This is a genomic window from Photobacterium profundum (assembly GCF_003026285.1).
Taxonomy (GTDB): domain Bacteria; phylum Pseudomonadota; class Gammaproteobacteria; order Enterobacterales; family Vibrionaceae; genus Photobacterium; species Photobacterium profundum.
The window spans coordinates 77,461-100,517 of record NZ_PYOD01000010.1 but is presented as its reverse complement, the minus strand read 5'-3'; the positions used below and the strand labels follow the sequence as shown (position 1 = coordinate 100,517).

General features: G+C 42.6%; 28 protein-coding genes. 15 read left to right on the top strand and 13 right to left on the bottom strand.

Going from position 1 to position 23,057, the window contains the following annotated elements; translation table 11 throughout:
* Positions 1 to 6: 6 nt before the first annotated feature.
* The 6 genes from lptB to C9J48_RS19635 are packed head-to-tail and all read right to left on the bottom strand — an operon-like array spanning position 7 to position 4,292.
* Positions 7 to 732, bottom strand: coding sequence for an LPS export ABC transporter ATP-binding protein (gene lptB, locus C9J48_RS19660; protein ID WP_006232417.1), 726 nt, complete (start codon positions 730 to 732; stop codon positions 7 to 9).
* Positions 733 to 741: 9 nt separating this feature from the next.
* Positions 742 to 1,245 (bottom strand): lipopolysaccharide transport periplasmic protein LptA, encoded by a 504-nt coding sequence (lptA, locus tag C9J48_RS19655; protein ID WP_006232418.1) that lies wholly within the window; start codon positions 1,243 to 1,245, stop codon positions 742 to 744.
* Complete coding sequence (gene lptC / locus C9J48_RS19650; protein WP_006232420.1) at positions 1,226 to 1,789, bottom strand: LPS export ABC transporter periplasmic protein LptC; 564 nt, start codon at positions 1,787 to 1,789, stop codon at positions 1,226 to 1,228. Before lptC ends, lptA begins: the two co-directional genes overlap by 20 nt.
* The gene (gene kdsC, locus C9J48_RS19645) at positions 1,786 to 2,343 is read right to left on the bottom strand and encodes a 3-deoxy-manno-octulosonate-8-phosphatase KdsC (RefSeq protein WP_006232421.1); all 558 of its coding nucleotides are present in this window, start codon (positions 2,341 to 2,343) and stop codon (positions 1,786 to 1,788) included. The genes lptC and kdsC overlap by 4 nt, the downstream gene beginning before the upstream one ends.
* The gene (locus C9J48_RS19640; RefSeq protein WP_006232422.1) at positions 2,343 to 3,314 is read right to left on the bottom strand and encodes a KpsF/GutQ family sugar-phosphate isomerase; all 972 of its coding nucleotides are present in this window, start codon (positions 3,312 to 3,314) and stop codon (positions 2,343 to 2,345) included. The genes kdsC and C9J48_RS19640 overlap by 1 nt, the downstream gene beginning before the upstream one ends.
* Before the next feature lie 12 nt (positions 3,315 to 3,326).
* Positions 3,327 to 4,292, bottom strand: a complete 966-nt coding sequence (locus C9J48_RS19635) for a calcium/sodium antiporter (RefSeq protein ID WP_006232423.1) — start codon at positions 4,290 to 4,292, stop codon at positions 3,327 to 3,329.
* A 496-nt stretch (positions 4,293 to 4,788) separates the two neighbouring features.
* Between C9J48_RS19635 and mlaF the strand changes: the two genes are divergently transcribed.
* The 7 genes from mlaF (at position 4,789) to murA (ending at position 9,675) form a co-directional block, all read left to right on the top strand.
* Positions 4,789 to 5,604, top strand: coding sequence for a phospholipid ABC transporter ATP-binding protein MlaF (gene mlaF, locus C9J48_RS19630; RefSeq protein WP_006232424.1), 816 nt, complete (start codon positions 4,789 to 4,791; stop codon positions 5,602 to 5,604).
* Between the two features lie 219 nt (positions 5,605 to 5,823).
* Positions 5,824 to 6,606: a lipid asymmetry maintenance ABC transporter permease subunit MlaE gene (gene mlaE, locus C9J48_RS19625; protein WP_006232425.1), complete on the top strand. Its 783-nt coding sequence runs from the start codon at positions 5,824 to 5,826 to the stop codon at positions 6,604 to 6,606.
* An 88-nt stretch (positions 6,607 to 6,694) separates the two neighbouring features.
* Positions 6,695 to 7,174, top strand: coding sequence for an outer membrane lipid asymmetry maintenance protein MlaD (gene mlaD, locus C9J48_RS19620; protein ID WP_036804056.1), 480 nt, complete (start codon positions 6,695 to 6,697; stop codon positions 7,172 to 7,174).
* A gap of 11 nt (positions 7,175 to 7,185) precedes the next feature.
* Positions 7,186 to 7,830, top strand: a complete 645-nt coding sequence (mlaC, locus tag C9J48_RS19615) for a phospholipid-binding protein MlaC (protein ID WP_006232427.1) — start codon at positions 7,186 to 7,188, stop codon at positions 7,828 to 7,830.
* Positions 7,823 to 8,134 carry an STAS domain-containing protein gene (locus tag C9J48_RS19610; RefSeq protein ID WP_006232428.1) on the top strand — a complete coding sequence of 104 codons (312 nt, stop codon included), beginning with the start codon at positions 7,823 to 7,825 and terminating at the stop codon, positions 8,132 to 8,134. The genes mlaC and C9J48_RS19610 overlap by 8 nt, the downstream gene beginning before the upstream one ends.
* Before the next feature lie 19 nt (positions 8,135 to 8,153).
* Positions 8,154 to 8,408, top strand: coding sequence for a BolA family iron metabolism protein IbaG (gene ibaG, locus C9J48_RS19605; protein WP_006232429.1), 255 nt, complete (start codon positions 8,154 to 8,156; stop codon positions 8,406 to 8,408).
* A gap of 10 nt (positions 8,409 to 8,418) precedes the next feature.
* Positions 8,419 to 9,675, top strand: coding sequence for a UDP-N-acetylglucosamine 1-carboxyvinyltransferase (murA, locus tag C9J48_RS19600; RefSeq protein ID WP_006232430.1), 1,257 nt, complete (start codon positions 8,419 to 8,421; stop codon positions 9,673 to 9,675).
* Between the two features lie 98 nt (positions 9,676 to 9,773).
* Here the strand turns inward: murA and degS are convergent, their stop codons facing one another.
* From degS to zapG, 3 genes are all read right to left on the bottom strand, one after another.
* Entirely contained in the window at positions 9,774 to 10,862 is a 1,089-nt protein-coding gene (degS, locus tag C9J48_RS19595; protein WP_006232431.1) for an outer membrane-stress sensor serine endopeptidase DegS, read from the bottom strand.
* 263 nt (positions 10,863 to 11,125) lie between these two features.
* Positions 11,126 to 12,496, bottom strand: coding sequence for a Do family serine endopeptidase (locus C9J48_RS19585; protein WP_006232433.1), 1,371 nt, complete (start codon positions 12,494 to 12,496; stop codon positions 11,126 to 11,128).
* A 150-nt stretch (positions 12,497 to 12,646) separates the two neighbouring features.
* Positions 12,647 to 13,084, bottom strand: a complete 438-nt coding sequence (gene zapG, locus C9J48_RS19580) for a Z-ring associated protein ZapG (protein ID WP_006232434.1) — start codon at positions 13,082 to 13,084, stop codon at positions 12,647 to 12,649.
* Between the two features lie 178 nt (positions 13,085 to 13,262).
* On the opposite strand from zapG, the gene zapE reads away from it, so the two are divergent.
* The 8 genes from zapE (at position 13,263) to sspB (ending at position 19,642) form a co-directional block, all read left to right on the top strand.
* Positions 13,263 to 14,366, top strand: coding sequence for a cell division protein ZapE (zapE, locus tag C9J48_RS19575; RefSeq protein WP_006232435.1), 1,104 nt, complete (start codon positions 13,263 to 13,265; stop codon positions 14,364 to 14,366).
* Positions 14,367 to 14,653: 287 nt separating this feature from the next.
* The gene (rplM, locus tag C9J48_RS19570) at positions 14,654 to 15,082 is read left to right on the top strand and encodes a 50S ribosomal protein L13 (protein ID WP_006232436.1); all 429 of its coding nucleotides are present in this window, start codon (positions 14,654 to 14,656) and stop codon (positions 15,080 to 15,082) included.
* A gap of 15 nt (positions 15,083 to 15,097) precedes the next feature.
* The gene (gene rpsI / locus C9J48_RS19565) at positions 15,098 to 15,490 is read left to right on the top strand and encodes a 30S ribosomal protein S9 (RefSeq protein ID WP_006232437.1); all 393 of its coding nucleotides are present in this window, start codon (positions 15,098 to 15,100) and stop codon (positions 15,488 to 15,490) included.
* 329 nt (positions 15,491 to 15,819) lie between these two features.
* Entirely contained in the window at positions 15,820 to 16,410 is a 591-nt protein-coding gene (petA, locus tag C9J48_RS19560; RefSeq protein WP_006232438.1) for a ubiquinol-cytochrome c reductase iron-sulfur subunit, read from the top strand.
* Entirely contained in the window at positions 16,410 to 17,675 is a 1,266-nt protein-coding gene (locus tag C9J48_RS19555) for a cytochrome b (RefSeq protein ID WP_006232439.1), read from the top strand. The genes petA and C9J48_RS19555 overlap by 1 nt, the downstream gene beginning before the upstream one ends.
* Entirely contained in the window at positions 17,672 to 18,409 is a 738-nt protein-coding gene (locus C9J48_RS19550) for a cytochrome c1 (protein WP_006232440.1), read from the top strand. Before C9J48_RS19555 ends, C9J48_RS19550 begins: the two co-directional genes overlap by 4 nt.
* Before the next feature lie 87 nt (positions 18,410 to 18,496).
* Positions 18,497 to 19,135 (top strand): stringent starvation protein SspA, encoded by a 639-nt coding sequence (sspA, locus tag C9J48_RS19545; RefSeq protein WP_006232441.1) that lies wholly within the window; start codon positions 18,497 to 18,499, stop codon positions 19,133 to 19,135.
* Positions 19,136 to 19,642, top strand: a complete 507-nt coding sequence (sspB, locus tag C9J48_RS19540; protein ID WP_006232442.1) for a ClpXP protease specificity-enhancing factor — start codon at positions 19,136 to 19,138, stop codon at positions 19,640 to 19,642.
* Between the two features lie 59 nt (positions 19,643 to 19,701).
* Here sspB and C9J48_RS19535 read toward each other — a convergent pair whose 3' ends face one another.
* Genes C9J48_RS19535 through C9J48_RS19520 form a run of 4 tightly spaced genes read right to left on the bottom strand, consistent with a single transcriptional unit; the run spans position 19,702 to position 23,022 of the window.
* Positions 19,702 to 20,241 carry a BON domain-containing protein gene (locus tag C9J48_RS19535; protein ID WP_006232443.1) on the bottom strand — a complete coding sequence of 180 codons (540 nt, stop codon included), beginning with the start codon at positions 20,239 to 20,241 and terminating at the stop codon, positions 19,702 to 19,704.
* Between the two features lie 3 nt (positions 20,242 to 20,244).
* The gene (locus C9J48_RS19530) at positions 20,245 to 20,835 is read right to left on the bottom strand and encodes a phosphoheptose isomerase (protein ID WP_006232444.1); all 591 of its coding nucleotides are present in this window, start codon (positions 20,833 to 20,835) and stop codon (positions 20,245 to 20,247) included.
* A gap of 2 nt (positions 20,836 to 20,837) precedes the next feature.
* Entirely contained in the window at positions 20,838 to 21,215 is a 378-nt protein-coding gene (locus C9J48_RS19525; protein ID WP_011219787.1) for a YraN family protein, read from the bottom strand.
* On the bottom strand, positions 21,190 to 23,022 hold the full coding sequence (locus tag C9J48_RS19520) for a penicillin-binding protein activator (RefSeq protein WP_006232446.1): 1,833 nt from the start codon (positions 23,020 to 23,022) through the stop codon (positions 21,190 to 21,192). Before C9J48_RS19520 ends, C9J48_RS19525 begins: the two co-directional genes overlap by 26 nt.
* Between the last annotated feature and the right edge of the window lie 35 nt (positions 23,023 to 23,057).

The window sequence follows — 23,057 nt, the reverse complement described above, 5'->3', positions numbered from 1 at the left end:
TTCTAACTATAGACGGAACTGGTCACCTAGATAAACACGTTTCACATGCTCATCATTCAATACATCTGATGGTGTGCCATTTGCGATCAAATGACCTTGGCTTACAATATATGCATGCTCACAAACATCCAATGTTTCACGCACGTTATGGTCGGTAATCAGTACACCAAGGCCACGATCGCGTAAATGTTCGATGATTTTCTTAATGTCGATCACAGAGATAGGATCGACACCTGCGAACGGTTCATCAAGCAGAATGAATTTTGGATTTGCAGCGAGAGCTCGTGCAATTTCTACGCGGCGGCGTTCACCACCTGATAGCGCCATGCCTAAACTATTGCGGATGTGCTGAATGTTGAATTCATCTAATAATTCTTCAAGTTTATCTTGGCGTTGCTGCTTGGTGATTTCTTTACGGGTTTGCAGCACAGCCATTAGGTTGTCGTGAACAGATAAACGACGGAAAATAGAGGCTTCTTGCGGCAGATACCCAATACCCATGCGAGAACGATTATGCATAGGTTGAAGGCTGATGTCGGTACCATCAATCGTAATTTTACCTTCATCACGTGCCACTAACCCGACAATCATGTAAAAAGAGGTGGTTTTGCCTGCACCGTTTGGTCCAAGTAAGCCAACAATTTTGCCTGATTCCACTTCAAGGCTTACGTCTGAAACGACTTTACGTCCGTTATAACTTTTGGCTAAGTGTTCTGCTTTTAGTATTGCCATTGCCGCCGCTTATTTTTTGTTATTGTTAAGGTTTTTAGGTTGAAGAATGGTAGTAACACGCTTTTTATTACCACTTTCAGCAACTAATCTTTGCTCATCAATTTTATAGGTGATGACTTTACCTTGAATCTCGCTGCCTTCTTGAATCAAAATGGCTTCGTCAGTCATTTTTAAGAAGTCGATAGCTGTTTCATAACGCATTTTTAACGAAGCACCATCGATAGGTTTACCATCATCCATGATTTGATGGAAGGTTGCTGGCTTACCATAGGCATCGATAGTTTCTTGACCGTCCTGACCATTTGGGCGGGTAATCACGACTTTATCAGCACGAATGTCGATGCTGCCTTGGCGCAAAATAACATTACCTGTAAAGGTCACGATGTTTTTTTGAATATCCAATTCTTGGTTATCAGAGTCGATATAAATTGGTTGCTCTGTATCGTTGCTTAATGCCCAGCTTGGTGTGCTTAAACACAGAAACAGCAGAGTGCTAATTTTGTAAAGCTTCATATCTACCTTTCACATTATTCAATAAGGTTGCCACGCTTCGGTCCATATTACCTTTCATTCCTGTGCCTTCATTTTGGAAGCCAGTGCCAGTAATAACAACGTGATCTGCGGTATCAAAATCTTTGGTGATTAAATCCAGTCGTAAAGTATCGGTTTGCATAACTTTCATGATGGATTCTGGTAATAAGTTAAATATACGTACATTACCCGTCATTTGAAGGACTTGGTCTTTATCTAGTTTGGCGGTATTTGAACTGATTCGCCACTCTGTATTTTCACCATCGCGATATACCCATAATACGGGCTTATCAAAATCGGTATCACCACTCACACTAAAGTGTTCTAAATAATCAGAATCAATTTGGTAACTACGCATGCCTGATTCATTAAACGCGGTATTGGTAACAATACTACCCGTAAATAATGGTTTTTCCGCATCAGGCTCAACTTGAATATCATCTTTCCATCGATTTTCAAGCAAGTAGTAGCCAAACCATGCACAAATCACAATAAGTAGTGCACAGAATAGCCGTTGTAACGTCATATACTTAGCCCTTTATGCTGTTCTAATTCCCCTCGAGCTTCAAGAATAAGATCGCAAACTTCACGTACTGCACCGCAACCGCCTTGAATGCGAGTGACAAAGTCAGCACGCTGAGCCAGAAGTGGATGGCCATCCGCCACACAAACGGATAAGCCAATTTTTTCCATTACAGGCCAATCAATTAAATCGTCGCCAATATAGGCTGTATGTTCAGCATCAATGTTAAGGTTTGCGATAATATCGTTATAAGCCGAAATTTTATTATCTTGCCCCTGATAGATGTGTTTGATGCCCAATGCGGTCATACGATTTTCTACAATCGCAGATTGACGACCTGTAATGATCGCAATTTCAATACCTGCATTCATAAGGGACTTAATGCCATAGCCGTCACGGGTATGAAACGTTTTTAATTCTTCACCATTATTACCCATGTAAATACGACCATCTGAAAACACCCCATCAACATCACAAATTAATAAACGAATGTTTTTCGCTTTTTGATAGTTAGTTAAGCATACCGGACCATAAATTGTATCGACTTGATCTGTCATTACATAACTCCGGCTTTTAATAAATCATGCATATTTAATGCACCCACTAATTGGCCATTTTCAGTGATAAGCAATCCATTGATCTTGTTATCTTCCATCAATTTTAAGCCTTCCGCTGCTAACACATTTGCTTCAATGGTTGATGGGTTGCGTCCCATCACATCACCAATCGCGGTATTATGAATGTCCACGCGTTTATCCAGTAAGCGACGTAAATCACCATCAGTGAAAATACCCGTGAGTTGCTGCTCACTATTGACCACTGCCGTCATACCTAAGCCTTTACGTGATACTTCAAGTAGGGCGTCTTTAATGGTGGCTGCTTCATTAATAATAGGAAGCAAGTCGCCAGTGTGCATAACATCTGCAATACGCAGCAGTAATTTGCGGCCTAAAGCACCACCTGGATGTGATAAAGCAAAATCATTTGCAGTAAAGCCACGCGCTTCCATTAGTGCGATAGCCAAGGCATCACCCATTGCTAAGGTTGCCGTTGTACTTGATGTCGGTGCCAGATTCAGTGGACAAGCCTCTGCAGCAACTGTGATCTGCAAATGGACTTGCGAGAACTTTGCCATGCTTGATTCAGGTTTGCCCGTTACGCTGATCAATGGAATGCCAAGGCGTTTTATAACGGGTAGCAGTGATAAAATTTCACCGGCTTCGCCAGAGTTTGAGATTGCTAGAACGACATCACCTTTTTCAATCATACCAAGATCACCATGGCTGGCTTCACCAGGGTGAACGAAGAAAGATGGGGTGCCAGTACTTGCTAGCGTTGCGGCGATTTTATTGCCAATATGACCCGATTTCCCCATTCCCATGACGATGACTTTGCCGTGGCTACTTAAAATGAGTTCACAAGCCTGAGTAAAACAGCCATTAATGTATTGGGAGATCTGCTGTAATGCAGCAATTTCAATTTCTAAAACTTTACGGCCATGGGCGCAAAAATCAAACTTCTCTGACATAGGGAATCTCCGTTAAGCTGCCATAGTATAAAAAAGGTGGAACTGATAAGCCATAAAACAAAAAACTAGAATGCCACCTTCTACACGATTGATTCGACGACGCTTACCCAGTGCCATTAAGAGTAATAAAACCGACAAACCTAACATAACGTAAAAGTCGCGACCCATCGCGAGAGGACTAATTACTGATGGGTTAATTAAGCCTGGAATTCCCATAACGGCGAGTATATTGAATACGTTTGAGCCAATTATATTACCGACAGCCATATCATCTTCACCTTTGAAGATGCTGGCAATTGAAGCGGCAAGTTCAGGTAAACTGGTACCAATAGCAATAATGGTGAGTCCGATAAGAAGATCGCTCATGCCGAAATGTTTCGCAATGGTGACGGCTGAATCAACCAGCATACTTGCGGCATAAGGTAGTAGAATGATGCCGACAACAACCCAAATAATCGCAGCTTTGTTGCTTACGCCAGTTGGGATTTCTGATTCTTGTTCTTCTGCAAGTGGGTCGCCAATGTCTTTAGCATTGCGGCTAATTTTAAGCATCGCAAGTAAAAATATGATGAAAAGTACGACAAGCAGCACACCTTCCATAAAGCCTAGGTAGTCATCCCATAACAAGAAACCCGCAATGAGCGTAACACCAAGCATGAGAGGTAATTCGCGACGAATAATAATGGAGCTAATCGAAAGTGGCTTCATTAAAGCGGTAATGCCAAGAATAAGAGCGATGTTGGCGATATTAGAGCCCAGTACGTTACCGACAGCAGTGTCAGTTTTACCTGCAAGTGCCGCTGTTGCAGATACCATCATTTCAGGGGCTGAAGAGCCCATCGCAAGAATAGTCATGCCTATAACAAGCGGTGCAATACCGAAGTTTCTTGCTAGTGCTGCTGCACCAAACACGAGTCGATCTGCACTCCATACAAGTAAGGCTAAACCGATACATAGCAACACAATGGCTTCGAGCATTCTTATCCCTTTATTTTTTTAAATACGCTTTGCGATTAATTTAAACGTTAACGAACGAATTTTACATATTATTAGGGCAATTTTGACGGGAAGCTTAGCAAAAGGGAAGCGATAGTCGTGACTAATTGATATTGCTAATGACTATTTCTCTGGTATACCCGACTAGATTGTCTGATTACTATCTTAAAAACGATCGAGTAAGCCATATAGATAAAGGCATGCTATCATCATTAAAACAATGTTCAAAATGATGTAAGCTATTTATTATCACTATAAAAGACAGTTAAAGATGTGACCGTTAATTGATTATCGTGACTAGCTAAACTCACATAATGAGAGCGATAACGATGAAATGACAATAAACTAACCGCTATCACCTTGAGTTGGTTGCATAAAGTACCTATCATTTATAATCGATTGTAAAAAAATACATTTTTTCAAAGTGATGCGTCTCAACATGTAAGTGCAGAAGACGGAATAACTAAACAGGGCGGGTATGGAATCGAGTGAAACATTAGTCTCAATTAAAAATGTATCGTTTTCTCGTGGAGACCGGAAAATTTTTGATGATGTCAGCTTAGACGTACCTAAAGGTAAAGTGACGGCGATCATGGGACCTTCAGGGATTGGTAAAACGACATTATTACGCTTAATCGGTGGCCAGATCGCTCCCGACCACGGTGAGATATGGTTTGATCAAGTTAATGTTCCTCAGTTAAAACGTGCACAGCTTTATCAAGTAAGAAAGCGTATGAGCATGTTGTTTCAATCGGGTGCGCTATTCACCGATATGACCGTATTTGACAACGTAGCCTTCCCATTAAGAGAGCATACAGATTTGCCGGAAGACCTATTAGATACGTTAGTATTACTTAAGCTAGAAGCGGTAGGGTTGCGTGGTGCCGCAGATCTTATGCCTAATGAGTTATCCGGTGGTATGGCACGTAGAGCGGCATTAGCGCGGGCAATTGCACTCGATCCCGATTTAATGATGTATGACGAACCGTTTGTGGGCCAAGATCCTATAACGATGGGAGTATTGGTTGAATTGATTAGCAGTTTAAATCAAGCTTTAGGTATTACCTCTGTGATCGTATCGCACGATGTACCTGAAGTGATGAGTATTGCCGATAAAGTTTATTTATTATCTGGCGGTAAAATTATCGGTAGTGGTACACCTGATGAATTACGAGCAAATACTGATGAACGTGTACGTCAGTTTTTAGATGGTGATGCTGATGGACCCGTTCCTTTTCAGTACCCAGCTCGAGCATTAGAGCAAGATTTGTTTGCAAAAAGAACATCAAAATAGCGATTAAGAATAAATATATATAACAATAATCATAAGACTATTCTAGATAAGTAAATGGTCTGGTTTGTTCCTCGGAAAATAGTCAATAACGAGATAGTCATTGAATTAACGAGTGGATCTCATTGTTAAATGACTAACGTTATTTTGGCTATGTTAACCGACAAGGGTGAGTCAAATACTTATCTAAACTGGTATAAATAGGGAAAGGCAGTTTTAATTATGCTCATTGACTTTATTGCGAGCGTCGGACGTCAAGGGATTGAAAAGTTTCAGACTATCGGTCGTGCAACATTATTACTGTACGGCGCGCTAGTCAGTAAACCGCAACCGAAAAAAATGTTTCCACTGTTGATGAAGCAATTGTATTCAGTGGGTGTGTTATCTATCGCCATTATTATGGTATCAGGCTTATTTATTGGCATGGTACTTAGCCTGCAAGGCTATATTGTTTTAGTGGATTTTGGAGCCGAAACAAGTTTAGGCCAAATGGTCGCATTGTCATTGTTACGGGAGCTCGGCCCTGTTGTGACGGCATTACTTTTCGCGGGTAGGGCAGGTTCTGCATTAACTGCCGAAATTGGCTTAATGAAAGCAACGGAACAGTTGTCCAGCATGGAAATGATGGCGGTTGATCCCCTGCGGCGAGTTATAGCACCACGTTTTTGGGCGGGAGTTATTTCAATGCCTTTACTGGCGATGATGTTTAGTGCTGTCGGCATTTGGGGGGGGCAGCTCGTAGGAGTTGATTGGAAAGGCATTGACTACGGAAGCTTTTGGTCTGTTATGCAGGCTTCTGTGGAACTAGGGGAAGATATTGGTAATAGTTTTATCAAGTCAGTGGTGTTTGCTATTACCATTACATGGATTGCAGTATTCAATGGTTATGATGCAGTTCCTACCTCTGAAGGCATTAGTCGCGCAACAACACGAACCGTGGTTAATTCATCATTAGCAGTATTAGGGCTAGACTTTGTGCTAACAGCCTTAATGTTTGGTAATTAGCTCGAATAGTAAATATTTTTACTGCGCACCCGCAAAATATTAATGCGTTTAAGGTGTGCTGTTATTAATGGATGTTGGGAATAAACGGATGCATCAAAATAAGAAATTAGAATTATGGGTAGGTACATTTATCATGGCAGGTATTGCCGCGTTACTTGTACTGATTTTTAAAGTGGCAGATGTGCAGAACCTCGGTACTAATGATACGTACACTTTGAAAGCACATTTCGATAATATTGGTGGGTTAAAAGTCCGTTCACCGATAAAAGTCGGTGGCGTTTCTGTTGGACGTATTACCGATATTAGCCTCGATACTGAAAGTTTTACGCCTGTTGTGACAATGGCAATTGAGAAAAAGTACGGGTATTTCCCTGAAACCAGTTCTGCGGCTATTTTGACGGCAGGCTTATTGGGTGAGCAATATTTAGGCATAAGCCCTGGTTTTATTGATGATGATATCGAGATGCTACATGATGGCGATTTAATGGAAGATACGAAATCAGCCTTAGTTTTAGAAGATATGATTGGTCAAGTGCTATATAGCATTGGCGGCGATAGTGATAAATAAGTAGGTAGATAATGAAATTAATTCGATATGTTTTATTTTGTTTAGCGTCATTGCCATTGTTTGCCAGCGCTGCAACGGTTGATGCTACAAACCCCTATACGATGATGGCAACAGTTTCTCAGACAACGTTTGATCGTCTGAAGGCTGAGCAGGGAAAAATCCAAGCCAACCCAGACTATTTACGTATTGTCGTTAAAGAAGAGCTATTGCCTTACATTAATACGCGTTATGCCGCGTATAAAGTGTTAGGCCCTCAACTTAAGAAGACCACGAAAGAGCAGCGTAATGACTTCGTTGATGCGTTTACTGATTATCTGGTGGCTTCTTATGCACAAGTGTTAACGCAATATACCAATCAGGATATAAAAATAGAGCCACCGAAAGCCATTCCAGCGGATCGTACCATCGTTTCTGTGCGTGTTGATATTGTTGATACGAAACGCCCACCTATTCGTTTAGATTTTAAATTACGTAAAAATAAAAAAACCAAAGAATGGCAGGGTTTTGACATGGTGGCTGAAGGCGTCAGTATGATATCAACCAAGCAAAGTGAGTGGAGCGGGCAGCTTCGTACCGAAGGTGTTGATGTTGTAACAAAAAATTTGATAACCCTTGCGGCTAAACCAATTCGCCGTGAGGCGAGTGCGAATGAATAAAGCAAAGATTACGTTACAGAGCTTGGATAATGGTGATTATTGCTTGTCAGGGGTATTGGAACGTGACACAGTTCCAGCTTTTTGGCAGCAAAGATGTGAATGGATGCCACAGGGTTCAAAGGTAACACTCGATCTTTCGGGCTTATCTCGGGTAGACTCTGCCGGAATGGTGATGTTGCTTCATTTATCTCAGCAGTTAATCACTGCGGGGTGTGACTTCACATTATTAAATGTACCAGAGCAGCTCAAAACTTTGCTACGCCTAAGTCATGTTGAATCAATGTTAGCTGCCTATATAAAGTGAGCAGCAAAGAGGATAGCTTGTGGAAATCGCTGAAATTAAACAAATTCTTGAAACAGCCTTAACATTAGACGAAGTCATTGTTAAAGGTGAAGGTAGCCATTACGAAGTGATCGCAGTGGGTGCTATGTTTGACGGTATGAGCCGTGTTAAAAAACAACAAACTGTCTATGCACCATTGATGGAGCATATTGCTACTAACGCGATTCATGCGTTGAGCATTAAGACATACACGCCTGCTGAGTGGGCGCGTGATAAAAAGCTAATGTCGCTGTAAGAGGTTTATGATGCAGAAGTTTCGAATCCAGGGCGGTGGTCCATTAAGCGGCGAAGTCTCCATTTCTGGAGCTAAGAATGCAGCATTACCGATTTTGTTCGCCTCTTTATTAGCTGAGAAGCCAGTAGAAATTGCGAACGTACCAAAATTGCGTGATATCGATACAACGATGGAACTGTTGGGTCGCTTGGGGGTAAATATTACCCGCAACGGGTCAGTTCTCATTGATGCTAGTGGTGTAAATGAGTTCTGTGCTCCTTACGATCTAGTCAAAACCATGCGAGCTTCTATTTGGGCGCTTGGACCATTGGTTGCACGTTTTGGTCAGGGACAAGTTTCTCTACCTGGTGGTTGTGCAATTGGTGCTCGTCCTGTTGATCTTCATATTCATGGTTTAGAGCAGCTTGGTGCGACGATTACTTTAGAAGAAGGCTACGTTAAAGCTTCTGTCGATGGTCGCCTTAAAGGTGCTCATATTGTCATGGATAAAGTGAGTGTTGGCGCGACAGTAACGATTATGTCTGCTGCGACATTAGCAGAAGGCACAACAGTTATTGAAAATGCTGCACGTGAGCCTGAAATTGTTGATACTGCCGATTTCTTAAATGCGATTGGTGCAAAGGTCACAGGTGCTGGTACTGATACCATTACGATTGAAGGCGTTGAGCGTTTGGGCGGTGGTTATCATGAAGTGGTTGCTGACCGTATCGAAACCGGTACTTTTTTAGTGGCTGCAGCGGTTTCTGGCGGAAAAATACTGTGTCGTAATACTCGACCAGCATTGCTAGAAGCTGTATTGGCGAAGCTTGAAGAAGCAGGCGCTGACATTGAAACTGGCGATGATTGGATCAGTATCGATATGACTGATCGAGAATTAAAAGCCGTCAACATTCGCACTGCGCCACATCCTGGTTTCCCTACTGATATGCAGGCTCAGTTTTCATTGCTTAACCTAGTTGCGAAAGGAACGGGTATTATTACTGAAACGATTTTTGAAAATCGTTTTATGCATATTCCTGAACTTATTCGTATGGGTGCTCGTGCTGAAATTGAAGGTAACACAGTTATTTGCGGTGATACTGACGGTTTAAGTGGTGCGCAAGTTATGGCAACAGATTTACGTGCATCAGCAAGTTTAGTTATTGCAGGTAGCATTGCTGAAGGCGAAACCATTGTTGACCGTATTTACCACATAGACCGTGGTTACGAGCACATTGAAGGTAAATTTAGTGCACTAGGCATGAACATTGAACGTATTAGTGAGTAATCACTAATGTTGTTTGATGGATGACAAAAAAACCTCGCAGTGCGAGGTTTTTTTATATGGCAGCCTGTAAGAATCGGCTAGTTGCTAGTTGCTAGTTGCTAGTTGCTAGTTGCTACAGGCTCAGGTACTTCTGGTTCATCAGCAATAAGCACTGATAATATTAAAGGCTTGCCATTTCGAAGCACTTTCATTGCAACCGTACTACCTGGGCGTAATTCTGTCACAATATCGAGTACATTACGCATATCAGTGACAGGCTTGCCATCTATTTCAACTAAGATGTCTTGCGCCTTAAACCCTGCTTTTGTAGCGGGTCCATTCGGATCCATGCCCATCACAATAATCCCGCTCACTTGATCGGCATCGTATAAGCGCGCCATAACAGGATTAATTTCACGACCATCAATACCTATATAGCCACGAATGACACGTCCATCAGCAATGAGTTTTTTCATTATCTTATGAGTTAATTCATAGGGAATAGCAAAAGAAATACCGTATGTTTCAATATCAGTTGCTTGCTGGAAAGAGGCAGTATTGATGCCTACAAGTTCACCACGTGTATTGACTAAAGCACCGCCAGAGTTTCCTTCATTGATCGCTGCATCTGTTTGCAAGAAATCTTGGCGACCATAAAAACTCATCCCAGAACGCCCAGTCGCAGAAATAATGCCATAAGTTGTCGTTTGACCCAGATTGTAGGGGTTACCTATCGCTAACACGACATCGCCAACGACCGGGTTATAGTTAGGGTTTAGCGGAATCACGGGTAAGTTTTCAGCTTGAATTTTTAATACTGCAATATCTGTGCGCTGATCTTTACCGACAAGTTGACCAGTGAAAAAACGGCCATCTTGTAACGCGATAATAACTTGATCGGCTTGTGCTACGACATGATAGTTCGTAATGATATAGCCCTTATCACTCATGATGACACCTGAACCCAACCCTTGAGTACTCAGCTTTAAGCGATCATTCGCATCATATCGTCGGTTATAAATATTAACGACAGCAGGTGATGCTCGGCGTACGGCATTATTAAAGGATATTTGTGCTGGCTTGGTATCCGGTTCAGATAATGAAACTGAAGAGGTAAACATTTGGCTACGTAATTCAGGAATAGCCACGAGTAATATCGCAGCAGTAGCGATGCCTAGTAAGACAGAACGACTTAAGAAAGCCAGCATCAATGCTCCCTGAATATATTAAAATACGAAAAGTGACTGCGCAGGATAGCATCCCAAGACTTCGATACCAAACGGATTCATTCAGCTTATTTGGTGTAATCCATACGTTTCGTACAGTTCTTGATAAGTATCGGAGATCAAGAGAGATATACCAAATAAATTTAACGGCGATGAGCGCGATGGTGAAGCGAGGTGGAGAAGGGCTCAGATTTAATATTGCCCCGAGAGAGAAGCTCGAGGCGAGGTAAAGCGCGAATAGTCGATCAGCGAATGATCAAATAAAGTACAGCGTCTTTACGTTGTACTTCTAACGCTAATACTGCTGGTTTCTTTTCAAGTGCTTTTCGCAATTCACCTAAGTTTTTAATGGGGCTACGATTGAGCCCGATGACGATGTCACCTTTCAGTAAACCATAGCGAGCTGCGAGAGATTTTTCTGCAATGTTAGTGACTTTAACCCCTTTGGTTTTATCGCTAGAGCTTGTGTTAGCAAATTCAGCCCCGACTAATCCTGGATGTAAATTATCAGCTTTCATAGTGTTTTGAGCCATTTCTTGTAGTGTTACCGTGAAATCCTTTGCTTTACTACCATCACGCACTATGCCCAGAGTGACTTTTTTCCCCGCACCAAGTGTGGCAATTTTGGCTCGCAATTCTCCAAAGGTACGGATGTTTTTACCGTTAACCGAAACGATGATATCCCCGGCTTTTAATCCCGCTTTTTCTGCCGATGAATCAGGCATTACTTGGTTAACAAAGGCACCTTGGTTAGTCTCATAGCCAAATGCTTCCGCTAGTTCAGCGGTTAATTCACCACCTTGAACGCCAAGAACGCCACGTTTCACTTCGCCAAATTCTAATATTTGCTCGGCAAGGCTTCTGACCATATTGGATGGAATGGCAAAACCAATCCCGACGTTGCCACCATTAGGGCCAAGAATCGCGGTATTGATGCCAATAAGTTCGCCATTAAGATTAACTAAAGCACCGCCAGAGTTACCGCTATTAATTGCAGCATCGGTTTGAATGAAGTTTTCAAAGTTTTCAATGTTTAAGCCACTTCGCCCAAGTGCTGAAACAATGCCTGATGTTACCGTTTGACCTAAACCAAATGGATTACCTATTGCGACCGTATAATCCCCCACACGCAGTTGATCAGAATCAGCGAGCTTGATTTCCGTCAGATCTTTAGGTGCTTTAACTTGCAATAAAGCAATATCCGACATTTTATCACTGCCAATCAGCTCTGCCGTTAGTTCTTTACCATCATGAAATTGAACGATAATTTTGTCTGCGCCATCAATAACATGATGGTTGGTAACGATATAGCCTTTACCTGCATCGACAATAACACCAGAGCCTAAGCCTCGAAATGGCTGTTCTCTAATTTGTTCTTCGGGGAAATCTGGACCAAAAAAGAATCGGAATGAATCAGGCAGTTGTTGTGTGGATGTATGCTTCCCTTCGACCGCAATACTGACAACAGCAGGTGTCACTTTTTCTAGCATAGGTGCTAGGCTAGGGAGTTGTTGGTTATTGACAGATACAGGTAAGGCCGCGGTTGCTGTTACAGGGGCTATAACAGAGCTGATACCTAGTGCGAGAGCACTTAAAACAAGTAAAGGTTTCTTCATTTTAGTTAACTCCGATTTAACAAGTGATTATTTCGACCTGTAAACCAGAGCTAAGTTCCCAGCATTAAAGACAACTATTCATCGAACTGATTGAAATTAATGCTGGTATACCCATGATGCAAAGTCAGCAATATATGGGTATATATTTGATTAGCTAGCTTTTGATTCTTCAACTTTTTCAGGTATTTCTTCAACAGGTTTGTCGTTGAAAAGACCCGTTGCACCGCTGGCATAATCACGAGGTTGATCATGCAATGGCTCTGCTGGCTGCTTAACTGCCTCTAGTGTACTAATACGTCGAGCAAAAGGATTATCTTGCTCTGGTAAATTAGGCATTAGCTCGGTCGATGTTTTTGCCATATGCTCATAGAGTTTACTGTAGTCTTTAGCGACATTATCAAGTAGTTCTGCACTGCGAGCAAAATGGTCAACGAGTTCTTGACGGTACTGCTCAAGTTCGTATTTTGATTTATCGAGATCTTTCTTTAGTTCTTTTTGTTGTTTTAGGCTTTTGTTACCTAAACGTGCGGCAAACGCACCAACAATAGCACCAGCAACGAAAATAATAAGCGCATAAATCCAAGCCATAAAAAACTCCTTTTGACTGAATTGAAATTAGGTTTAAGCCTGTCTATTTACTATACATGCAGAGAATCAGGCATGGTACTCTATTTATTGAGATTAACGATGGTCTCACGTTAACGCAGATTGTAATTGACAGTCTTAAAAGCATTTGTACGGATCTTAACAAGGTAGTGGGTTCAGGATGACGCCAAAACAGCAATATCAACAAGACCTTAAGCAAGAAGACTTTTTTGCTGATGAGGCACAAGCAAATGCAGTTACACACCTCGATGATCTCTACCATCGCATGCTACTTCCGCAACCGGAAGTGAAACCGTCTTTAGTTGGCCGTTTTTTTAAACGGCAACATAAGCCTCTGGCGTTAACGCCCGTTAAAGGCGTCTATTTCTGGGGAGGTGTTGGGCGAGGTAAAACGTATTTGGTTGATACATTCTTCGAGTGTTTGCCAACAGAGCGAAAAATGCGGGTACACTTTCATCGCTTCATGCATCGCGTTCATCATGAGATGCAGCAGCTTGGTGCGCAATCAGATCCTCTTGAGCAGGTTGCTGATATTTTTAAAGTCGAAACCGATATTATTTGCTTCGATGAGTTTTTTGTTTCTGATATTACCGATGCGATGATCTTAGGTACGCTATTTGAAGCATTGTTTAAGCGCGGTATTACATTAGTCGCAACATCAAATATTCCCCCAGAAGACCTGTATCGCAATGGTTTACAACGTGCGCGTTTTTTGCCTGCAATCGCGCTAATTCAGGAACATTGTTTTGTTGTTAATGTCGATTCTGGTATTGATTATCGACTTCGTACTTTAGAGCAAGCTGAAATCTATCATTCCCCGTTAGATGAACAAGCCCAGATCAATATTGAACAGTACTTTATGCAACTGTCGGTAGAGCCAAGAACCCAACAACACGAGATTGAAATTAACAACCGCATGTTACCTACGGTGCGAGAAGCTGATGGGATTGTCCATTTTACTTTCAAGACGTTATGTCAGACAGCGCGTAGCCAAACCGATTACATGGAAATTGCACGTATTTATCACACGGTATTCTTATCTAACGTTATTGTAATGGGCGAAAAAGAAGATGACGCCGCGCGTCGATTTATTGCCATGGTCGATGAGTTTTATGAACGCAATGTAAAACTGATTATCTCAGCTGCGGTAGGGCTAGATAGTCTTTATTGTGATGGTCGCTTGGATTTTGAGTTTAAACGCTGTTGTTCACGTCTTATTGAGATGCAAAGCCACGATTACCTAGCAAAACCGCATTTACCTTAACAATCATTCAGAACGAATTAAGGTTAATACTGCTAATGAAGGCATCAAAAGATCTGACTTTTAAGCGATATTTTGACTAAAAAGAAAAAATATCATTTTTTTTTGAAAAAAAGGTGATTTTTTCTCCACCCTTCCCTATAATCTTGCGACCCACCGTACCTGTATCGACGAAAGTCGGGAGTGCCAACCGCTCGAAGGGGTGATGACTGGGCTCTGTACAGTGAGGGAGTATCTTTTGGGATATTCCTTTGTAAGTGAATCAATTTTATTATCGGGTAATTATTAGCATGAAAACTTTCGTTGCTAAACCAGAAACTGTAAAACGTGACTGGTATGTTGTTGACGCTGAAGGTAAAACTCTTGGCCGTCTAGCAACTGAAATCGCATCTCGTCTACGTGGTAAGCATAAGCCGGAGTACACTCCGCACGTTGACACTGGTGACTACATTGTAGTTATCAACGCTGAAAAAGTTGCTGTAACTGGCGCTAAGAGAACTGACAAGATGTACCACCACCACACAGGTTTCATCGGTGGTCTTAAGTCAATCAGCTTTGAAAAGCTTATCGATAAGAAGCCAGAAATGGTTATCGAAACTGCTGTTAAAGGCATGCTTCCTAAGGGTCCTCTAGGCCGTGCAATGTACCGTAAGCTTAAAGTTTACGCGGGTACTGAGCACAACCATGCTGCACAGCAGCCTAAAGTACTAGACATCTAATTGGGAATTATGACAATGGCAGAGAATCAATACTACGGCACTGGCCGTCGCAAAAGCTCAGCTGCTCGCGTTTTCATCAAACCGGGTACTGGCAAAATTGTAATCAACAAGCGTAGCCTTGAAGTTTACTTTGGTCGTGAAACAGCTCGCATGGTTGTTAACCAGCCGCTAGTTCTTCTAGACATGGTAGACAAGTTTGACCTAAACATCACTGTTAAAGGTGGTGGTATTACTGGTCAATCTGGCGCTATTCGTCACGGTATTACCCGTGCACTTATGGAATACGATGAGACTCTACGTCCTACTCTACGCGCAGCGGGTTATGTTACTCGTGACGCACGTAAAGTTGAGCGTAAGAAAGTTGGTCTACGTAAAGCACGTCGTCGTCCACAGTTCTCAAAGCGTTAATATTACGCGCCAGATTTTATATCTGGTTACTGTGTACCAGAAAAGCTCAGCCCTCGGGTTGGGCTTTTTTTTGTCTTGAAAATGTCGTTTTTTAATGTATTTAACTAGGTTTTGAAACAAAAAGAACATACCTCTCACATTTGTTGCAAAAAGGTAGCTTTAACTTGTCAAAAAGTGGGGTTTTCTTTATCATTTGGCTTGTTAATCATAGCTATAAATTGTAACAAAATACCTGTTGTATCTTTTTGTTTTAAAGTTAGTCGTAAGCTCCAGGGACGCATAAGGAAATAATAATAATCCAGCGCGGGAGCACATTGGAGAATGTTTGGATGAGCAATGCGCCAGTAAGTAACGGCAGACGCCGCTTCCTAACTGCGACGACTTCGGTTGTTGGAGGTCTGGGTGCAGTAGCTGTAGCCGTACCTTTTATCAAATCGTGGAACCCAAGTGCGAGAGCGAAAGCTGCCGGGGCTCCAGTTGAAGTTGATATCAGTAAATTGGAAGATGGCCAAATGGTTCGCGTCGAATGGCGTGGAAAACCAGTTTGGGTTGTGCGTCGTGGTGATGCCATTTTGAAAGAGTTAGGTGAGCATGATGCTCAGCTTCGTGATCCTAATTCGGATGAACCGCAGCAGCCTACTTATGCCCACAATAAGTTCCGTTCAGTTAAACCTGAAATCTTTTTAGCCGTAGGTATTTGTACCCACCTCGGTTGTTCCCCTACCTATTTACCAGACAGTTTTAGTGAGCAAGTGAGCGGTGTCAGTGCAGGTTTCTTCTGCCCTTGTCATGGTTCAAAGTTCGATATGGCTGGTCGTGTATTTGCTGGCGTACCGGCACCGTTAAACTTGGTGGTACCGCCGCATATGTTCGTAAACGATCATTCGATTATTATCGGTATTGATGAGGGGGCTGCCTAATGGACGCTTTACTCGGTTGGATTGAAAAACGTTTACCCGTGATGGATGCCTATAAGAAGCATTTGTCTGAATACCCTATGCCGAAAAACTTCAACTTTTGGTATATTTTTGGTTCATTAGCCATGTTGGTACTAGTTAATCAGCTAGTAACAGGTGTTTGGCTAACCATGAACTATGTACCGTCTGGTGATGGTGCATTTGCTTCTGTGGAATACATCATGCGTGATGTGGACTACGGTTGGCTATTGCGTTATATGCACTCAACGGGCGCATCAGCGTTCTTTATTGTTATATACCTGCATATGTTTCGTGGGTTAATTTACGGTTCTTATCAAAAGCCTCGCGAGTTATTGTGGCTATTTGGTATGCTGATTTTCCTTGTGTTAATGGCTGAAGCCTTCATGGGCTACTTGCTACCTTGGGGACAAATGTCTTACTGGGGTGCGCAGGTGATCATTTCACTGTTTGGTGCTATTCCTGTTATCGGTGATGATCTAACACTATGGATTCGTGGTGATTATGTTATCTCTGGTGCGACGTTAAACCGTTTCTTTGCACTTCACGTGATTGCTCTTCCGATTGTGCTGCTGTTGCTGATTGTATTGCATGTTCTTGCACTGCATGAAGTCGGTTCAAACAACCCTGACGGTATCGAGACTAAGCTTCCGAAAGGCAGTAAAGGGGAAGGTTACAAGACGCAATTCCCATTCCATAAGCAATACAGTGGTAAGTATGACGTCATTGATTCAATCCCATTCCATCCTTACGGTACGGTAAAAGATTTAGTCGGCGTCGCTGTGTTTGCATTTTTGTTCAGCTATGTGTTGTTTTTCAATCCAGAAATGGGCGGTTACTTCCTTGAGCCACCGAACTTTGAAGCAGCAAACCCGCTAAAAACACCTGAACATATTGCACCTGTTTGGTATTTCACTCCGTTCTACGCCATTTTACGTGCGGTACCTGATAAGTTGTTAGGTGTGGTTGCGATGGGGGCATCGATTGTCTTCTTATTCTTACTGCCATGGTTTGATCGTTGTAAAGTGCGTTCTTACCGCTACCGTAGCAAGTTGCACTTAGCGAATATTATTCAGTTTACAATCTGTTTTGTTGCTCTTGGTATTCTTGGTGCGCTACCTGCAACGGCACTTTATACTTTAATGGCTCAGATTTTCAGTCTTGGGTACTTCATGTTCTTCATTTTATTGTTTGTTTACAGTAAAAATGAAGCGACGAAACCACTACCAGAGAGGGTGACATTCAAATGAAAAAATTGATTGTAATGCTACTAGCTCTGTTGCCGTCTGTGGTTATGGCGGCGGGTGGTAACGTACATTTAGATGCAGCGAACAATGACATATCGGACAAGGCATCGTTACAACGTGGTGCAAAAACGTTTGTAAACTATTGTTTTGGTTGTCACGCAACGCAATATCAGCGTTATGAGCGTGTTGCTACCGATTTGGATATTCCATTGGATCTGATGAGAGATAACCTGATTTTCGATGAAAATGCGAAAGTGGGTGATCTGATGACGAATTCCATCTCTACGGAATACGCAGCGGCATCGTTTGGTGCACCTGCTCCAGATTTGACGTTGGTTGCTCGAGTGCGTGGTACCGATTGGTTATATACTTATTTACGTTCTTTTTATGCTGACCCATCACGCCCATTTGGCGTGAATAATGTCATATTCCCAAGCGTGGGTATGCCGCATGTGTTGGAAGAACTGCAAGGTGTACCAACAAAAGTATATGAAACACGTCTAGTTGATGGTGAAGAAGTTCAAGAATATGTAGGGCTAAAGTCTAATGGCGCCGGTGAATTAAACGCCGACGAATATGACGAAGTTGTACGTGATCTTGTTAACTTTCTTGAGTATTCAGCTGAACCGATGAAGCTTGAACGTCAGCGTTTAGGCTTATGGGTAATGGGCTTTATCGTTATATTCTTTGTATTAACAGTGTTGTTGAAGAAAGAATATTGGCGTGATGTCCACTGATCGGGTAATCTAGACGGTTAAGAATCTCGCAATGGGGGCTCCAGCCCCCATTGCTTTTTGTGTAATTTAATTATACTGGAGGGGTCAATGGCTGTTGCTGCCAATAAACGCTCTGTGATGACTCTGTATTCTGATGCGTCGGATATTTACAGCCATCAGGTGCGTATCGTACTAGCTGAAAAAGGTGTTAGTGTTGAAATTGAGCTGGTTGATCCAAATAACCTGCCTGAAGATCTGCTTGACCTAAATCCATACAATTCAGTGCCAACTCTTGTTGACCGTGAACTCGCTTTATATCAAGCAGGCATCATTATGGAGTACTTGGATGAGCGTTTCCCTCACCCACCTCTAATGCCTGTGTACCCTGTTGCTCGTGGTAATAGTCGTCTGATGATGTACCGCATTGAACGTAACTGGTACACGTTAGCTGAAAAAGTGAACAAAGGTACTGCGGATGAAGCAGACAAAGCACGTAAGCAATTGCGTGAAGAACTTCTAGCACTTGCACCTGTTTTTGCTGAATATTCTTACTTCATGAGTGATGAATTTAGCTTGGTAGACTGTTACCTTGCTCCGCTACTATGGCGTTTACCTGAAATGGGTATTGAGCTAAGTGGCGTTGGTTCGAAAGAAGTTAAAGCATACATGACTCGTGTGTTTGAACGAGATTCTTTCCTTGCATCTCTTACTGAAGCTGAGCGTGAAATGCGCTTGACTGGACAGTAAATGGACATGGAAAAAATGACGCCGCGTCGTCCTTATTTGGTGCGTGCGTTTTACGATTGGCTGGTGGATAACGATTTGACACCGCACTTGGTCGTGGATGCCACGTTACCTGGTGCACAAGTGCCAATGGAGTTCGTAAGTGATGGTCAGATTGTTCTGAACATTGCGCCGCGTGCGGTAGGCAACTTAGAATTGGGTAATGAAGCTGTTAGCTTTAATGCGCGTTTTAGTGGCCGTCCACATGCTGTTATTGTACCTATGTATGCCGTTGTTGCGATTTATGCGCGAGAAAATGGTGCGGGTACAATGTTCGATCCAGAACCAGCTTATGCGACTGACCTTGATGCTTTTGATGAAAATGAAGAAGCAGAAATTGACGGTATCGTAGAAGTTCAGGCAGAAACGTTAGCACCTGTAGCAGTGACTGCTGAAATAAGTGATGACAATGAACCTGATGATGAACCACCTCGCCCTAGAGGTCGTCCAAGTCTTCGTGTCGTAAAATAAAAAAACGCAGCCTTTGAGCTGCGTTTTTATTTTCTAGTGAGTGGCGTTGCTAGCGAAGTTTAACCTTCAGGGTATTGAAATACTTTGATGACATTCTTAACGCCTGACACATTACGGGCAATTTCTGACGCTGTATCGCCCTGTGTGCGAGTAACGTAACCTAATAGGTATACTTCCTGTCCTTCAGTAATGACTTTAATAGAGGCGTCTTTTAGCTGCTTACTTGCCACCATCTGAGATTTTACTTTTGTGGTGATCCAGCTATCACTACTGATCTCACCAAGTGTAGGTAGAGCACGAACCTTCACCTGATTGTAAACATGCTGCACATTACTCAGTTCTCGTACTTTTTCTCCGAGTAACGATTGGGTTTCCTGATCGACCGCTTGACCAACCAGTAAAACATTTCCCTCTGTCGCAATGGCATTTATTCTTGCCAGTTGGCGAAAAGGGGCTTTATTGACGAGCCCGCCGACTTCCATTTCAATTTCTTGATCGTGCCACTGTTGTGTCGTATTTCGAGGATCATTCGACGATAACCCCGAACAACCCTGTAATAGCATCAACAGAGCAACCACCAATACTTGGCGTAGTATCATTGTTTATCCTTCGTGCTGTGGAAATAATACTTGATCAATAAGATCACATAAGCAGTGTAACGTTAGCAGGTGACCTTCTTGAATTCGGGCTGTGCGTTGTGACGGAATGCGAATTTCAACGTCTTGCACACCAAATAAGCCCGCCATTTCACCGCCATCTTTACCGGTGAGAGCGATTATTGTCATATCACGAGTAAGTGCTGCTTCCATGGCTTTAATTATGTTTTTACTGTTACCACTGGTAGAAAGTACAAATAAAATATCACCCGCTTGACCTAACGCTCGTACCTGTTTAGAGAAGACTTCGTCATGATGGTAGTCATTCGCTACCGCAGTTAGTGTGGTTGTGTCTGCGGTTAATGATAATGCCGGTAGGCTAGGGCGCTCTGTTTCAAAGCGGTTGATCAAACAAGAAGCAAAGTGCTGCGAATTTGCAGCGGAGCCGCCATTACCACAACAAAGGATCTTATTACCGTTAAGAAGACTTTGCACCATAACTTGTGCGGCTTTAGATATCGCATCAGGTAATGCTTCTGCAGCGGCTATTTGGGTTTGGATACTTTCTTTAAAACTCTCACGGATGGTTTCTTGCATGACTAACCTTCAACTAGGGTATTGGTAAACCACTCAATCTGCTGATCGGGGCCTTGAATTGCGACCACATCAAAACGAAACTCGGTATGTTCTGTCGATAGGCTATTTTTTTTAAGCCACAACAGTGCCGCACGTTTCAGTTTCTGTTGCTTACGCCAGTTTACCGCTTCGGCGGCAGAACCAAAATGATTCTGCTTACGAAATTTCACTTCGACAAATACGACACAGCTTTTATCACGCATGATCAAGTCGATTTCACCTGATCGACAAGTGAAATTTCTTTCAACAGGTTTGAGGTGATGGCGCTGCAAATACTGCTCTGCCATTACCTCATACACCTGTCCTTGTTGACGCTTATTCAGCGGCAGGGGTGATACCATCAGTCGTAAATACAGCCCAGTCCATTTCGCGCTGAACGACGCATTGGTTATCAATACCTAACTGGCCAGTCATACCTTGAACGGTGTAATTATCAACCACACGCATCTGCGGTAATTCATTCACCATCTTATAAGCATCCATACCAAAAGCGTGTAAACGAATGCTGGTATTGCTTTCATTTGGCCATAGGCGATCAAAGCGTTCCATAAAACCTAATTCAGGGTTTATGATTAAAGGAATATCGCTAAATTCAATCCCTCGTAATTCGCTATTGTCGCTATTAGCGTTAGGGTTGCCACGTGAGCTTGCGTAAAGTTGTGGTGGTTTAACTTCTGGGTTAATTGCCACTTCGATAAATGGCTTAAGAAGTGTTAACTCACCTTTATTCGCAATCAGATAGACGGCATCAGTATCACGACGGCTACGTTGCTGCGACTCCAGCTTAACACCCGTCAATTGATTCATTTGGCTAATACGCGCTTGGCTGTCGTTCAGGCCAAAAATACGCGATATCTGTTGCTGAATCTGTTTGCGTGAGCCGAAGGTATCAATATCGGCATTACGACCTGTTAGCTGTAGCCATTGCTCGTTAAACGCTTCAGTCACACGCTCTCCAAACTTGCTCTTTGGTGCGAGCACTAACGGATATTGGTGACCCTTGGCAAACAAATGCTGGGCGGCTTGTTCTGCTTCTTGCTCTGGTGATAGCGAAAAGTAGCAAGACTGAGTTTGGCTTGCATCTAGCTGTTCTGGTTGGTTAAGTGCCAGCAGGTTGATTTGGCTGGTATTGCTTTGTTGAAATGCGGTTACTTTATCTTTGCGTAAAGGTCCGATAACAAACTGCGTACCATTGGCTTGTAATTTTGCCATGATCGCAGTCATTGACTCCGCTTCAGTGTCAAAAACCGTCAACTCAGTGTCGGTATCTCTACCTGTATCATCAAGCATTGCATTGATAAAACCATCACGCACGGCTTTACCTTGAGATTCAAATCGGCCTGTTAGAGGAAGTAATAACGCGACATTATCGAGTTGCGTTACTTCCAGTGACATGATGGCTTCAAGTTCAGTCGGCAAATATTGATGTGCAGGGTGATAAGGATTCATACTTAACCATTCATCAACGGCGCTTTTAAGGCGAACAGGTCGTTGTGAATAGGTATTTTTCAAGATGCTTAATTGAATCCAGCCTCGCAAGACTGTTTCATCTTCCTTCAAACTAACAGATTGAAGTTGGCTGTTATTATAGTTTGATAGATCTTGCCATAGGTTTTGCCAATTGGCGTTTTTTTGGTCTGATGGCAAATACTGAGCAAGCATCGTGCGTTCACGAGCGGCTTTGGAATGTTGACCTAGTTGACCAAGTAGCTCTGCGCGTAGCATAAAATAACGTTTATATTGGTTATCAGGAAGCGGCCACCAAGGTTGGAAATTTAATGTATCCAATGCCTCTTGTGGTTGTCCTTGCTGATAGCGCAATGTTGCACGTGCAAGCTGCCACTCAGCCATTTGTATTGGGCTAAGAGACATGCGGCTCAAGTGTTTTGCTTGGTTATCTGCTTGAGTCCATTGACCTTCTTTAATTAAGGCTTTTAAAGCAAGAATATTCCAGTCGATGCTTTCAATACCATCACTGGATTCTGCTTTTATGAGGTAATTTGCCGAAGTATCAGTCGCTATTGCGGTGATATTAGAGGCAGAAGCCTGTTGTTGGTTTGACGAACTACAGCCCGCCAAAATCACGGCAAGGGCTACAGGTGCCAAGAGTCGTGATACACTTTTACGCTTATGGGTAAAATTGAGCATTGAATTCATTCAACTGTGAAAAATTACTTACTATA

Excerpts from the sequence above, each read along its gene's own strand:
- C9J48_RS19610 (WP_006232428.1), top strand. The coding sequence starts at position 7,823 with ATGAATAAAGCAAAGATTACGTTACAGAGCTTGGATAATGGTGATTAT.
- C9J48_RS19640 (WP_006232422.1), bottom strand. The coding sequence starts at position 3,314 with ATGTCAGAGAAGTTTGATTTTTGCGCCCATGGCCGTAAAGTTTTAGAA.
- murA (WP_006232430.1), top strand. The coding sequence starts at position 8,419 with ATGCAGAAGTTTCGAATCCAGGGCGGTGGTCCATTAAGCGGCGAAGTC.
- C9J48_RS19555 (WP_006232439.1), top strand. The coding sequence starts at position 16,410 with ATGGACGCTTTACTCGGTTGGATTGAAAAACGTTTACCCGTGATGGAT.
- rplM (WP_006232436.1), top strand. The coding sequence starts at position 14,654 with ATGAAAACTTTCGTTGCTAAACCAGAAACTGTAAAACGTGACTGGTAT.
- C9J48_RS19550 (WP_006232440.1), top strand. The coding sequence starts at position 17,672 with ATGAAAAAATTGATTGTAATGCTACTAGCTCTGTTGCCGTCTGTGGTT.
- lptC (WP_006232420.1), bottom strand. The coding sequence starts at position 1,789 with ATGACGTTACAACGGCTATTCTGTGCACTACTTATTGTGATTTGTGCA.
- mlaD (WP_036804056.1), top strand. The coding sequence starts at position 6,695 with ATGCATCAAAATAAGAAATTAGAATTATGGGTAGGTACATTTATCATG.
- C9J48_RS19535 (WP_006232443.1), bottom strand. The coding sequence starts at position 20,241 with ATGATACTACGCCAAGTATTGGTGGTTGCTCTGTTGATGCTATTACAG.
- mlaE (WP_006232425.1), top strand. The coding sequence starts at position 5,824 with ATGCTCATTGACTTTATTGCGAGCGTCGGACGTCAAGGGATTGAAAAG.
- mlaC (WP_006232427.1), top strand. The coding sequence starts at position 7,186 with ATGAAATTAATTCGATATGTTTTATTTTGTTTAGCGTCATTGCCATTG.
- petA (WP_006232438.1), top strand. The coding sequence starts at position 15,820 with ATGAGCAATGCGCCAGTAAGTAACGGCAGACGCCGCTTCCTAACTGCG.
- sspB (WP_006232442.1), top strand. The coding sequence starts at position 19,136 with ATGGACATGGAAAAAATGACGCCGCGTCGTCCTTATTTGGTGCGTGCG.
- kdsC (WP_006232421.1), bottom strand. The coding sequence starts at position 2,343 with ATGACAGATCAAGTCGATACAATTTATGGTCCGGTATGCTTAACTAAC.
- C9J48_RS19585 (WP_006232433.1), bottom strand. The coding sequence starts at position 12,496 with ATGAAGAAACCTTTACTTGTTTTAAGTGCTCTCGCACTAGGTATCAGC.
- zapG (WP_006232434.1), bottom strand. The coding sequence starts at position 13,084 with ATGGCTTGGATTTATGCGCTTATTATTTTCGTTGCTGGTGCTATTGTT.
- lptA (WP_006232418.1), bottom strand. The coding sequence starts at position 1,245 with ATGAAGCTTTACAAAATTAGCACTCTGCTGTTTCTGTGTTTAAGCACA.
- zapE (WP_006232435.1), top strand. The coding sequence starts at position 13,263 with ATGACGCCAAAACAGCAATATCAACAAGACCTTAAGCAAGAAGACTTT.
- lptB (WP_006232417.1), bottom strand. The coding sequence starts at position 732 with ATGGCAATACTAAAAGCAGAACACTTAGCCAAAAGTTATAACGGACGT.
- sspA (WP_006232441.1), top strand. The coding sequence starts at position 18,497 with ATGGCTGTTGCTGCCAATAAACGCTCTGTGATGACTCTGTATTCTGAT.
- C9J48_RS19520 (WP_006232446.1), bottom strand. The coding sequence starts at position 23,022 with ATGCTCAATTTTACCCATAAGCGTAAAAGTGTATCACGACTCTTGGCA.
- C9J48_RS19635 (WP_006232423.1), bottom strand. The coding sequence starts at position 4,292 with ATGCTCGAAGCCATTGTGTTGCTATGTATCGGTTTAGCCTTACTTGTA.
- rpsI (WP_006232437.1), top strand. The coding sequence starts at position 15,098 with ATGGCAGAGAATCAATACTACGGCACTGGCCGTCGCAAAAGCTCAGCT.
- degS (WP_006232431.1), bottom strand. The coding sequence starts at position 10,862 with ATGCTGGCTTTCTTAAGTCGTTCTGTCTTACTAGGCATCGCTACTGCT.
- C9J48_RS19530 (WP_006232444.1), bottom strand. The coding sequence starts at position 20,835 with ATGCAAGAAACCATCCGTGAGAGTTTTAAAGAAAGTATCCAAACCCAA.
- C9J48_RS19525 (WP_011219787.1), bottom strand. The coding sequence starts at position 21,215 with ATGGTATCACCCCTGCCGCTGAATAAGCGTCAACAAGGACAGGTGTAT.
- mlaF (WP_006232424.1), top strand. The coding sequence starts at position 4,789 with ATGGAATCGAGTGAAACATTAGTCTCAATTAAAAATGTATCGTTTTCT.